This window comes from Herbivorax alkaliphila (assembly GCF_030848475.1).
Taxonomy (GTDB): Bacteria; Bacillota; Clostridia; order Acetivibrionales; family Acetivibrionaceae; genus Herbivorax.
On the sequence record NZ_JAVDDS010000004.1, the window covers coordinates 72,529 to 84,778 of the forward strand.

11 protein-coding genes and 1 other annotated feature are annotated in these 12,250 nt (G+C 30.4%); of the genes, 7 read left to right on the forward strand and 4 right to left on the reverse strand.

All coding sequences use genetic code 11. The annotated features are described in order from the left end of the window. Window positions 1-20: 20 nt before the first annotated feature. Window positions 21-605, forward strand: coding sequence for a dephospho-CoA kinase (gene coaE, locus RBH29_RS02320; protein WP_306694851.1), 585 nt, complete (start codon window positions 21-23; stop codon window positions 603-605). 5 nt (window positions 606-610) lie between these two features. Next, on the forward strand, window positions 611-1,219 hold the full coding sequence (locus tag RBH29_RS02325; RefSeq protein ID WP_306694852.1) for a lytic transglycosylase domain-containing protein: 609 nt from the start codon (window positions 611-613) through the stop codon (window positions 1,217-1,219). Window positions 1,220-1,227: 8 nt separating this feature from the next. On the opposite strand, the gene RBH29_RS02330 is transcribed toward RBH29_RS02325, so the two are convergent. After that, the gene (locus RBH29_RS02330; protein ID WP_306694853.1) at window positions 1,228-1,608 is read right to left on the reverse strand and encodes a flagellar protein; all 381 of its coding nucleotides are present in this window, start codon (window positions 1,606-1,608) and stop codon (window positions 1,228-1,230) included. Window positions 1,609-1,862: 254 nt separating this feature from the next. On the opposite strand from RBH29_RS02330, the gene RBH29_RS02335 reads away from it, so the two are divergent. Continuing rightward, entirely contained in the window at window positions 1,863-2,765 is a 903-nt protein-coding gene (locus tag RBH29_RS02335; RefSeq protein WP_306694854.1) for a DMT family transporter, read from the forward strand. Window positions 2,766-2,898: 133 nt separating this feature from the next. Continuing rightward, complete coding sequence (locus RBH29_RS02340) at window positions 2,899-4,011, forward strand: GGDEF domain-containing protein (protein ID WP_306694855.1); 1,113 nt, start codon at window positions 2,899-2,901, stop codon at window positions 4,009-4,011. Between the two features lie 71 nt (window positions 4,012-4,082). On the opposite strand, the gene aroF is transcribed toward RBH29_RS02340, so the two are convergent. Continuing rightward, a complete protein-coding gene (gene aroF / locus RBH29_RS02345; protein WP_306694856.1) occupies window positions 4,083-5,096 on the reverse strand; it encodes a 3-deoxy-7-phosphoheptulonate synthase in 1,014 nt (337 codons plus the stop codon). Between the two features lie 184 nt (window positions 5,097-5,280). Then, window positions 5,281-5,539 (reverse strand) — a binding site (T-box leader). A 91-nt stretch (window positions 5,540-5,630) separates the two neighbouring features. After that, window positions 5,631-6,773: an FtsW/RodA/SpoVE family cell cycle protein gene (locus tag RBH29_RS02350; protein ID WP_306694857.1), complete on the reverse strand. Its 1,143-nt coding sequence runs from the start codon at window positions 6,771-6,773 to the stop codon at window positions 5,631-5,633. A gap of 365 nt (window positions 6,774-7,138) precedes the next feature. Between RBH29_RS02350 and RBH29_RS02355 the strand changes: the two genes are divergently transcribed. Continuing rightward, complete coding sequence (locus RBH29_RS02355) at window positions 7,139-7,579, forward strand: chemotaxis protein CheW (protein ID WP_306694930.1); 441 nt, start codon at window positions 7,139-7,141, stop codon at window positions 7,577-7,579. Between the two features lie 184 nt (window positions 7,580-7,763). Then, window positions 7,764-8,858: a redox-regulated ATPase YchF gene (gene ychF, locus RBH29_RS02360; protein WP_306694860.1), complete on the forward strand. Its 1,095-nt coding sequence runs from the start codon at window positions 7,764-7,766 to the stop codon at window positions 8,856-8,858. Between the two features lie 105 nt (window positions 8,859-8,963). On the opposite strand, the gene RBH29_RS02365 is transcribed toward ychF, so the two are convergent. Beyond that, window positions 8,964-10,256, reverse strand: coding sequence for an ArnT family glycosyltransferase (locus RBH29_RS02365; protein WP_306694861.1), 1,293 nt, complete (start codon window positions 10,254-10,256; stop codon window positions 8,964-8,966). A gap of 256 nt (window positions 10,257-10,512) precedes the next feature. On the opposite strand from RBH29_RS02365, the gene RBH29_RS02370 reads away from it, so the two are divergent. Continuing rightward, window positions 10,513-12,207 carry a GspE/PulE family protein gene (locus RBH29_RS02370; protein WP_306694863.1) on the forward strand — a complete coding sequence of 565 codons (1,695 nt, stop codon included), beginning with the start codon at window positions 10,513-10,515 and terminating at the stop codon, window positions 12,205-12,207. Window positions 12,208-12,250 lie beyond the last annotated feature (43 nt).

Here is a 12,250-nt window from a genome sequence, read left to right on the forward strand (position 1 = left end):
ATTAAAAGGATGTATAAACATTGAGAGTTATAGGTATTACAGGAGGAATAGGAAGTGGAAAAAGTACTGCTTCTAGTATTCTTTCACGCTTAGGCGTAAAAATAATTGAAGCTGACAAAATATCAAGATATATAATGAAAAAGGGATATAGAGCTTTTGATGAAGTTGTAGATTATTTTGGGGATGAAATTTTAGACAAGCAAGGTGAAATAGTAAGAAAAAGACTTGCAGATATAGTTTTTAAAAATGAAAAAAAGCTTGAGGTATTAAATAATATCACTCATAAATATATTTCTAAAGAAATTGTAAAAAAAATAAAAAAATGCGATATAGAAGATTCAGTTGTGGTAGATGCGGCAATTCCATTGAAAAATGGATTTTTAGATGTGTCTGACGAGATATGGTTTATTACCGCAGATATAGATATAAGAATAGAGAGGGTTATAGAAAGAAGCAATTTAACATATGGTAAAGTAATAGATATAATAAAAATGCAACCAGATGATGACTATTATTATTTTATTTCAGACATAACTATATATAATAACGGTAATTACAATGAATTAGAAGAAAAAGTAAAAAATGCATTTAAACAAAGGTGGTAGCTTTAGTGTTAAATAAAACAAAAAAAAGAATAAGCCTGTTTGTGTTTCTTATTCTTTTAGTTATATTAATAGTTTTTACAGTTGAAGTGGCTGTAAAATTTTTATATCCTATAGAATACAAAGAATATGTTTTGAAATACTCGTCTTATTATGAGAATTTAGATCCATATTTAGTTTTTTCAGTTATAAAGGCAGAAAGCAATTTTGAGCCAAATGCAACATCTCATAAAAATGCTCGAGGACTTATGCAGATAACAGACGATACCTCAATCTGGATAGCTGAAAGAATGAAAATGGATAATTTTAAAATAGAGCATTTATACAACCCAGAGACCAATATTAAAATGGGATGCTGGTATCTTAACAATCTCATAGAAGAGTTTATGTATGAAGACGGTGTATATATATATGAAGAGGAACCAGAGAGAAGAAAGCTTGTTTTAGCAGCATATAATGCAGGGAGAGGTAATGTAGCTTTGTGGCTAAAAGACATAAAATTTAGTGAATCAGGAAAGTCATTAGATGTAATACCATTTAAAGAAACTGATCGTTATGTAGATAAAGTGCATAATTATTATGAAGTGTACAAAAAGTTGTATAAAGAAAATTTTTAGAAACAATTTTATGAGGATTTAAAGTGTATTGGTTTTGCTGGTTTTCCTCTATATTCTGATCTATAACCACAGTGGTTAAGACTTGAATAACATAGGTTGCAATATTTACCTGAATGAATTGATTTTCCACAAACTTCACAAAATAAAAAGTAATTTTCTGATTCTATTATTTCAAGTCTGCATTCACGTAAATATCTTTTTATTTTTTTTAAAGAAATGTCAAGAGCACTTACAACTTCAAAAATTTTAGCACAAGGGTTTTCATTTAAGTAGAGTCTAATTTTATCAAATTCTGATTCATCATGTTCTAAACAAGAGGGGCACACTTTATGGAAGCCGTTTGAGGTATAAGTTTTTCCGCATATTTGACAGTTTTCAAGCTCAAACATTTTCTTCACCTCTTTTAAACTATCTATAAACCTTAGTATTTTTGAATATAAGTATATTATATAACAAAAAAAGACTTGTGTTAATGGTTAAAAAGAATTATATTAAAACAGGGACTAGTTCTAAAGACCTATAAAAATTTTAAAAGGAAGCTTCTAAGGGTAAAAAACATCAATTGAAAGGAGCTATGAGATTTCCTATTAAAAAAGAAAACTCATGAAAGATAGCGTTTTTTTAAAGTAGAGGGGGAAGTGTTTTGAAAAAGAATGGTTTTGGCTATTTGTTTTTATTAAATACAGTTATATTGTTTAGTACTTATGAAGTTGTAAGTAAAATAATTATAGATAGAATTAATCCTTTTCAAATTAATTTTTTAAGATTCTTTTTGGCTGGCTTATTTCTTTTTTTGTGTAGTGTAATTAAAGGTGATATAAAGGTTGAGAAAAAACACTTTAAAACCTTTGTTATATTAGGAATATTAAATGTTATCTTTAGCATGAACTTGTTTCAGTTAAGCTTAAGTATGGAAAATGCAAAGGCAGCCCTAGTTGCAGTTATTTTTAGCAGCAATCCTATATTTGTCACTCTTTTTTCTGCAATAATTGATAAGGAAAAAATACATACATACAAAAAAGTTGGACTGATACTTGGCATAACGGGAATAGCAATTATGTCATTTAATGAATTGAGTGTAGACGCTCTTAATGTTTTAAGCCCTCTATTAGCGATGTTTTCAGCAGTATTGTATGGATTATATACTGTAATTGGCAGAAAAGTGTCTTATAAAATTGGAAGTCTTAAAATGAATTCATATTCTTTTTTAATTGGCAGTGTTATTCTTCTTCCATTTTTAATATTTTTTAATATTCCAGTGTTTGATATTGATTCGACAATAACGGCACATGTAATATATTTGTCCATTTTAGTAACCGGAGTAGGTTATCTAACTTATTTCATTGGACTTTCTATTGCAGGTGCATGTAAAGGATCTATGGTTTTCTTTTTAAAGCCTGTTTTGGCAAGTATTTTTGCTGTAATACTTTTAAAAGAACATGCCGGGATTTACTTTATACTTGGTACAATCTTAGTAGTTTTAGGGGTGATAATAATTTTTTACTGGGAAGCTTTTAAGCACTGGATTAAAAATATAAAATTTTAAAGATAAAATAGGTTAAAGAATTGACAAAATTTAAAATTGAATATAAAATAAATGGTAAAGAAGAAAAGCAAAGAATTCTGTTCTGGAAGTATTTATAAAGACAAATTACATATATGGGGGAAAGTAAAAGACCATGGATATAATTAACGAATCAACCATAGAAAAAAGGCTAAAAAATTTACAACCAAAGAGTAGTCATATTTGTTTTAGGTGTGTATTGTTGTTACTGATAGTTCCAATTTTTCTCATAGTATCAGATACATCTGTTATATCAGAGGGATTTTGGATAACCTTTATAGTTGCCTTCTTATATAATGCTGTTTTTATTATTTTATATTTAAAAAACAAATTAGTCGATATAGCATCAAGTATTGTATTTTATATAGATGTATTGTCAATCAGTGCTTTTTCATACTTTTTAGGAGGCCTTCAGTCAGATATATATTTTCTTTTATTTTTCATTATTGCCTATTATGGAATTAGTAGAAATATATCTTCTACAGTAAAAATAAGCATTTTTTCAATGGTAGTATATTCTTTATCAAGCATTTTTTATGAAGTTGATGGTTTAAGCCAGTTTAATTTTTTTAAACTGTTTGTTAGAAATGTTTTTATTATTTTTGTAACCTATGGAATTTCTGCTATTATCGTTCAGGTTAAAAAATATGATGAAATGCATAAAAGAGAGTTTAAACGTGCTAGGACAGATAAGTTAACAGGTCTTGCCAACAGACATTATTTTGATCAAAAGTTAGAAGAAGAGGCTTTATATTCGGAGTATTCAGGAAAACCGTTAAATGTCTTAATGTTTGATATTGACAATTTCAAGGTTTATAATGATAGTTATGGACATGTAGAAGGTGATAAGCTTCTTTCTCTTTTTGGTGATATTATACTTCAGAGTATAAGAAAAGCAGACATACCTGTAAGGTATGGGGGAGAAGAGTTTACAATATTAATAAGGGATCTTAATATTGAAATGGCAAAAAATGTTGGTAATAGAATAAGATATCAGTTAGAGAGGAAAAATATGGATTTGGAAAACAAGAAAAACAGTGTAAAAGTTACTGTAAGCTGTGGCATAGCACAATTTCCAAAACATTCAAAGGATATTAAAAAAGTGGTTGAATATTCGGACAAGGCACTTTATTATGCAAAGGAAACAGGAAAAAATAAAGTTGTATGTTATGACGAAGTAATTAAAGAGAGTAGTACTTCCGAAATAGATAGAGCTAAAAGTAGTTAAAAAAACTCCACACTATAAAGGGTGGAGTTTTTTATACAACTACAAATACAAAGCGGCTTAAGACCTTCTAGCTATATAGTTCTTTCAACTGCATTGGCTACATGACTTAGTTCACTCATGATTTGTGAAAACTTAGAAGGCCTTAAGGATTGTGGTCCATCACAAAGAGCACAATTAGGATCTGAGTGAACTTCAATAATAAGGCCGTCTGCACCAGTAGCGATAGCTCCCTTTGAAAGGGCACTTACATATTTCCATGTTCCAGTTGCATGACTTGGATCTACAATTATGGGAAGGTGTGAAAGTTCTTTTACTACAGGTATAGCACTTAAGTCAATTGTATTTCTAGTAGCAGTTTCAAAAGTTCTTATACCACGTTCACATAGAATTACATCTTCGTTACCTTCTGAAATAATATATTCTGCTGCCATAAGCCACTCTTCTATTTTAGCGGATAGTCCTCTTTTTAAAAGAACAGGTTTTTTATGCATTCCAACTTCTTTTAAAAGTCTAAAGTTTTGCATGTTTCTTGCACCAATCTGAATAATGTCTGCATATGAAGCAACTAGGTCAACATCTCTGGTGTCAACCACTTCGGTTACAAGTTTTAGGCCTGTTATATCTCTTGCCTCTGCCATTATTTTAAGTCCGTCTTCTTCTAGACCCTGAAAGTCATAAGGAGAAGTTCGTGGTTTAAATGCACCACCACGAAGTATTTCTGCACCAGCTTCTTTTACTTTTTTGGCAGTATCAATATAGCTTTTCTCATTTTCAATGGCACAAGGTCCTGCCATTACTACAACTTTGTTTCCTCCAATTTGTACATCACCGACATTTATGACGGTGGGAACCTGTTTTAGTTCACGACCTGCAAGCTTATAAGGTTTCATAATAGGTACAATATTTTCAACTCCTGGCAAGGTGTATATTTCCTGTGTATTTAGATGTCTTTTGTCTCCTATAGCACCTATTACCGTTTTAACCTCTCCAAATATGGGGTGGGTTCTAAACCCCAGTTCTGACAATTTCTTTTGAACATCATCAATATTCTCTCTTGATGCATGTTGATCCATAATAATAATCATTATATTACCTCCTCTTATAAAATAAATATTCTAAAAATAAAAGCTTTAAGGCATCGAACCTATTGGTTAATAAGTCTTTTTTGTGTTATGACTTATTAATAAAAGCTTTTTTTAGTATTTCCTTTGCTTATAAGTCTTTTGCTTTAAGACTTATAAGGTCAAAAAAGCTCTTCATCCCTCTATATAGAGGGACGAAGAGCTTAAATCTCTACGCGGTACCACCCAAATTGGCATAATGCCCACTTTGCAATGCACAGGAATATTCTCCGATACACCCTTTCTTTTAACGGTGAAAGCTCCGGTTAAACCTACTTTAGCAGATGCTGCTTTTCAGCCAACAGCTCAAAGGGGAACTTCAATTATACTTCTTTTTTAGGCTTCCACCATCCCTAAATCGCTTCTGAAAGTCTATATAATTTACTTTCCCTTATCATTGCTTTTAATTATATAATTGTAACTTATTTTACCATACTGAAATATATTAGTCAATATATTTTTAAAAGTTTCGTTCATGTTATTTCAAATCCATCCATTTTATAATCCAGTTGTTTTAAACATATTGTTGTTTTTGCGCCTAGATACACTCATAATAATGCCTATTGCAATATAGTATGTTACCATCGCACTTCCTCCAGCACTTACAAAGGGAAGAGGTACACCTGTTACAGGAAGAATACCTATATTCATACCAATATTTTGTATAAAATTAAATGATAACATTGCAGTTAGACCAATTGTAACATATGATCCATACATGTCTTTTGATTTCAAAGCTACATATATACACCTAAATAAAATAAACATAATCAATGAAATAAGCAATGCTGAGCCAATAAAACCCAATTCTTCACCTATAACGGTGAATATAAAATCTGATTCTCTAACAGGAACGCCAAATTCACTTTGGGATTGAGTTCCACTAAAAAGTCCCTGTCCCCAAATTCTACCTGAACCAACCGTCATTTCTGCACGGTTAACCTGATAAGCTGCACCCTGGATATCCGAACTAGGATCTATAAAGGACAGTAATCTGTCTTTTTGATAGCCTTTTAAAATAAACATCCACGCTATAGGGAAAGCAGCTACAGCAGCAGTAATTATGGCGAATATATACTTAAATGGTATCCCATGCACAAAAGCTATAACAAATAATATAACCAAAAATGTCATAGCTGTACCTCCATCTGGTTGTCGCAAAATAAGCAAAATGGGAATTAAAGTGAAAATTGCAATTTTAATGATAGTCATTTTATCAACTTCATTTGCAAGCTTTTCAAAGTGCTTTGACACAAGCAGTATAAAAAATATTTTTGCTATTTCAGATGGTTGAAAACTCATATTTATTACAGGAATTACAAGCCAGCGATCACTTCCCGAAGTTTCATAACCTTCTCCAATAATAAGAACTGCTATAAGCAGTGCGATACCTATTATATATAAAAAGCCACTTAAAATTTTAAACGTGGTATAATCAAAAAAGTTTATAGCGAGACAAATCCCAATACCTAGAAACATACTGATGATCTGTACCATAACCATCCTTGTTCCACTAGACATTGTTGTTGTTGCACTGCTTAAAATAATAATGCCAAAAACAGAAAGCAATATTACAGAAAAAAACAAGAGATAATCAAATTCAAATTTATTTTTTTTAGTTTTATCTGGTAATGAATACATAATAACACCTTTTAGTAAAATTATTAATGCAAAAACAAAAGTACTAACAATTATTAGAATAAGTACTATAAATTTTTAGTCTGTCTTAAGATTCAACATTTAAAATATTTATTCACTTTGAGTTTATCATAAAACATTCAAATAATCTACATGAAAGATTATGGATTTTTTAATATATCCCCTTTTTTAACTTTAATAATTGAAATACTATACTATTTTATGATATTATTATAATTAGAGGTTTTCAACAATGAATTCTTAACAAATAAAGGCATTTCTTGTTTTTGTAGCATTGATAAAAGTTCAAAAGGAAAGTGAAATGTAGCAATAATTCTAATAAATGAGGAGGTATTATTGTGAACGGAATGCAAATTGTAGTATTTACACTAAATGATGAGCTTTGTGGGGTGGATACATGTCAGGTCAATGAAATTGTTAAATATGAAGGACTTACTAAAATGCCTAAGATGCCTAAGTTTATTGATGGTATAATTAACCTGAGAGACAGGGTAGTACCAGTTGTAAATTTAAACAAAAGGTTTAATTTAGGTGAAACTGAAATCACAAAGAAAACAAAGATTATAATTACAGAAATTGAAAAAAAGTATATAGGATTTATCGTTAATAATGTAACTGAAATTTTAAAATTACCTCCTGAAAAAATTGAATCTACCCCGGATATTATTCAAAAAAGTTATAATCGCTATCTTGAATATGTAGGTAAAAAAGATGAAAAGTTAATTTCTATTTTAGATCTTAGCAGCATATTGACTGATAAAGAATTAGATAAAATAGATGATGAATAGGAATTATATCCATCCTTAAAAATTGAAAAAGGGTGCACTTGCATTGGCAGATTATATAATATATAATTTACTTTGATTTTAATATTTTAACACTATGGACTAATAGATTAAAAAATTCTGACTTTTAGATAAGTCATTTAAAAGTATTATTCTATAAGTTCTATAAGAAAGGAAAGGTTTTTAAATGAAGTTAGGAATAGTTGGGCTGCCCAATGTAGGTAAAAGCACTCTGTTTAATGCTATAACAAAAGCTGGAGCGGATTCTGAGAATTATCCTTTTTGTACTATTGAGCCTAATGTAGGTATGGTATCAGTTCCAGATGAAAGACTTGATGTACTTACTAAAATGTATAATCCTGATAAAACAATACCTACCACAATTGAATTTGTTGATATTGCAGGGCTTGTTAAAGGTGCAAGCAAAGGAGAAGGATTAGGTAATAAGTTTTTATCAAATATAAGAGAAGTTGATGCTATAGTTCATGTTGTCAGATGCTTTGAAGATAGTAATATTGTACATGTTGATGGTTCTATAGGACCTGTAAGAGATATTGAAACAATTGAAATGGAACTAATATTAGCTGATATGGAAGTTATGGAAAGAAGAATTGAAAGAACACGTAAAATGCTTAAATCTGGTGAGAAAAAATATAAAATTGAGCTGGATGTTTATGAAAAAGTATTTAAGCAATTAGAAGAAGGAAAAACAGTTAAATCAATGGAGTTTGAAAGTGAAGAACAAAAACTGGTGGATCAGCTTTTATTAATTACGTCAAAGCCTGTTCTTTATGCAGCAAATTTATCAGAAGAGGATATTAACGATGAAAAATCCAATCCACTTTTAGAAGAACTATTTAATCATGCTAAAAATGAAGGCTCAGAGGTAATGACCATATGTGCAAAAATTGAAGAGGAAATTGCTCAGCTTGAGGAAGAAGAAAGAGAAGAGTTTTTAAAAGATTTAGGATTATCAGAATCCGGGCTGGACAAACTTATAAAGATGAGTTATAAGCTTTTAGGACTTATAAGTTTTTTAACTGCAGGTCCAAAAGAAGTACGTGCTTGGACGATTGTTGAAGGGTCAAAAGCACCTCAGGCGGCAGGAAAGATTCATACAGATTTTGAAAAAGGATTTATACGTGCTGAAATAGTTGCTTTTAAAGATCTTTTGGAGTGTGGAAATTATAATGTAGCAAAAGAAAAGGGACTGGTACGTTCTGAAGGTAAGGAATATGTTATGAAAGACGGAGATGTAACTCTTTTTAGATTTAATGTATAATTGGATAGGAAAGGTATTTTATAAGATAAACTCCACCTTATATAAGGTGGAGTTTATCTTATAAATCTTTAGGTGAAGTTGATTCTCCACCTGAAGCCTCGATGTTTAGCGTTGGCTAAACGAGCTCACTTTCTTCCGAATTACGCCAAAAACATTAAATAAAACAAATGCCACTGCAATAGTATATATAGGGTGAAGAGGAAAAACATATCTAGAATTTCCCTCAAGCACAAACATCATAGCAGTAAAGTACATAAAAATCAATAAAATAAATGTGATAAAATCTATTTTTCTATAACGAATAAACCTGAATATAGAATATAATATAAAGGCAAAAAGCACTATATAAAATGGTCTAAACAAAAGCTTTTGAAGTTTTACAAATCTTGAAGCCATAGGGTGCCATTCATTAATTCCTGTAGTAAATGCCCATTTTATTTCATCGGTTTTTGCCCAGTACGAGTTTTTAAGCCTTAAAAAGCCAAGGTTTATAAATTGTTTTGGATTTTCTTTTATCCATTCTATTGCAAGTTCTTTTCCAGTGTTGTGTATAGCCATTTCATCAAACCACTTATCTGTCCTGTATTGTAAAAAGGGACTGTCAGGATATTTATATGGATCACTCCATGAACCTGTTGCATAATCGTTATTGTTTACATATATTACATAACCACCATTGGTAGAGAAAACAGGTTCTCCAAAAGCTTTATAGTTTCTTATAAGCCATGGTGAAACCACTAGACCAAAAAATATGCCAAATATAATCATATATTTAAATTTTTGCTTTAAAAGCATATCTTTTTTTATGAATATAAAAATAGCAAATATTGCAGGAATAAACATTCCGATAGGTCGTATAAGTGTCAAATATCCAATAAGCAAACCAACTAAAATAGGATTGTTTTTTACAAAGAATAAATAAATTGAAAGCATAAGAACTGCTGAAAATAGTATTTCAGAACCTAAAATACTGTTATAGCAAATAGCAAGTGGGGAGAAGACAAATATAAGCAGTGTGATAAAAGCCACTTTTTCGTTAAAAAACTTTAAAGCCAGTTTGTATGTCAAAAACATAATTAGAGTTGACAATAAAACATTAAATATTTTTCCAACCATAAAACTTGTACCAAAAAAATAATAAAGAATGGCTAAAGTGCCAGGATAACCAATAGGTCTAAAAGCAGTAGGGAATCCTGGATTTCCTATGTAATGAGGATAAATTCCATTTAAAAAGCCTTTTCCTTCAGAAAGTTCTACTCCTTTAACATGGTACCACATAAAATCTGTATATGGATATGTGTCCATAATGAATATCCATACCAGCCTTAAAATAACACCTAAAGATAATAAAATTAAGAAGTGATATTTTTTTATAAAATCTATAACTTTAGTATTCATGCCGACTCCTTTTTAAGATTAATTTTTTACACATCATCACTGTATATTTTACTTTTGTGCAAGATAGTATGTCAATAGTAATTTTTAAATCTCCTTTAATCACAGTAAATTTAAGCAAGTTATATAAGTATTGAGTTACTTTATTTTATTAAAAAGTTAAGAAATTAGCTTTTTGTGCCGATATTATTATAAATAAAATGTTTAAATTGTTAAACATTAATTTTAATACTATTTTTAAGAGTATAGGGTGGGTTTAATGAATAATAGACCGAGGAAGAAACTTGGAGATTTGCTAACAGAATCTGGTATAATTAGTAAAGAGCAATTAGAAACTGCTCTCAGTCTGCAAAAATCTACAGGTAAAAAACTTGGAGAAGTTTTAATTTCAGAAGGTATGGTTACACAGGAAGAGATAATCCAAGTGCTAGAGTTTCAGCTGGGAATACCTCATGTAGTTCTTGAAAAGTATAAAATAGATCAGGCAGCATGTCTTCTCATTCCCGAAAGCCTTGCTAAAAGATATGAACTAATTCCAATAGAGCTACAAGGTGGAGTACTAAAAGTTGCAATGAGTGACCCTCTAAATGTATTTGCCATAGACGATGTAACTATTTATTCAGGAAAGGATGTTCAGCCTGTTATTGCTACGTCTGGTGAAATTATTCGTGCAATTGACAAATATTATGGTAAGCAACATGCCCTTGAAGCAGTAGAAGAATTTAAAAAGGAAAATGAATCTACATTTAATATAAAGATTGATAATACAAGTCCAGAAATTAATGAAGAATTACAAAATTCTCCAGCTGTAAAATTAGTGAACTCTGTAATAGAACAAGCTATTAGAAATAGAGCTAGTGATATTCATATTGAGCCATTTTCAAATAGCATTAAAATTAGGTATAGAACTGATGGTGAAATGTATGAAGCAATGAAGACCGAGATAGGTATTATGAATGCTATTGCCACTAGAATTAAAATTATATCTGGCATGAATATAACAGAAAAAAGAGCTCCACAAGATGGGAGGTTTTCTGTAAAGGTTGATGGAAGTGATTACGACCTTAGAGTTTCTATTTTGCCTACAGTTTTTGGGGAAAAAATAGTGATGAGAGTAGCAGATAAGAATGCGTTTGTTTTATCGAAGGATCAGCTTGGATTTTCAAAAATGGATAAGAGAAAATTTGAAAAGATACTAAAAAATCCATATGGAATTGTTTTAGTAACCGGCCCTACAGGAAGTGGTAAATCTACAACTTTATATACTGCTGTCAGTGAAATAAACAAGCCCAATATAAATATTGTAACAATAGAAGATCCGGTAGAATGTATTATTGAAGATGTAAATCATGTTCAGGTTAACAATAAATCTGGTTTATCTTTTGCCTCAGGTCTTCGCTCAATATTAAGGCAGGATCCAAATGTAATAATGCTTGGAGAAATAAGGGATGCAGAGACTGCTCAAATAGCCGTAAGAGCTGCGATAACAGGACATTTGGTGTTAAGTACTTTGCACACAAATGATGCACCGGGAACAGTTATAAGGCTTGTTGATATGGGAGTTGAACCATTTTTAGTTGCATCTTCACTTGTTGGTGTTATTGCACAAAGATTGGTTAGAAAAACATGCAATAACTGTAAAGAAGAGAGATGGGCAAGTGAAAAAGAACTTGCATTATTAGGAGTAGCTGAACCTTTGAAACTCTACCATGGAAGAGGATGTGCAATTTGTAATGGAACTGGTTACAAAGGTAGAATAGGAATATATGAAATTATGATGATTACAAAAAAACACAGAGAATTAATAAACAGTGGATGTACTGAAGAAGAATTAAGAGATCTTTCTTTAAAAAATAAAATGAAATCTTTAAAGTATAATGCAAAGGCTTTGGTATTAGATGGTGTTACTTCTATAGAGGAAATACTAAAAATATTATTTTCAAATGATAATTAAGACTATATATAATTTTTAGATGTTTTAAATATATATTAGGATA

Excerpts from the sequence above, each read along its gene's own strand:
- RBH29_RS02355 (WP_306694930.1), top strand. The coding sequence starts at position 7,139 with ATGCAAATTGTAGTATTTACACTAAATGATGAGCTTTGTGGGGTGGAT.
- RBH29_RS02340 (WP_306694855.1), top strand. The coding sequence starts at position 2,899 with ATGGATATAATTAACGAATCAACCATAGAAAAAAGGCTAAAAAATTTA.
- RBH29_RS02370 (WP_306694863.1), top strand. The coding sequence starts at position 10,513 with ATGAATAATAGACCGAGGAAGAAACTTGGAGATTTGCTAACAGAATCT.
- ychF (WP_306694860.1), top strand. The coding sequence starts at position 7,764 with ATGAAGTTAGGAATAGTTGGGCTGCCCAATGTAGGTAAAAGCACTCTG.
- RBH29_RS02365 (WP_306694861.1), bottom strand. The coding sequence starts at position 10,256 with ATGAATACTAAAGTTATAGATTTTATAAAAAAATATCACTTCTTAATT.
- RBH29_RS02350 (WP_306694857.1), bottom strand. The coding sequence starts at position 6,773 with ATGTATTCATTACCAGATAAAACTAAAAAAAATAAATTTGAATTTGAT.
- aroF (WP_306694856.1), bottom strand. The coding sequence starts at position 5,096 with ATGATTATTATTATGGATCAACATGCATCAAGAGAGAATATTGATGAT.
- RBH29_RS02330 (WP_306694853.1), bottom strand. The coding sequence starts at position 1,608 with ATGTTTGAGCTTGAAAACTGTCAAATATGCGGAAAAACTTATACCTCA.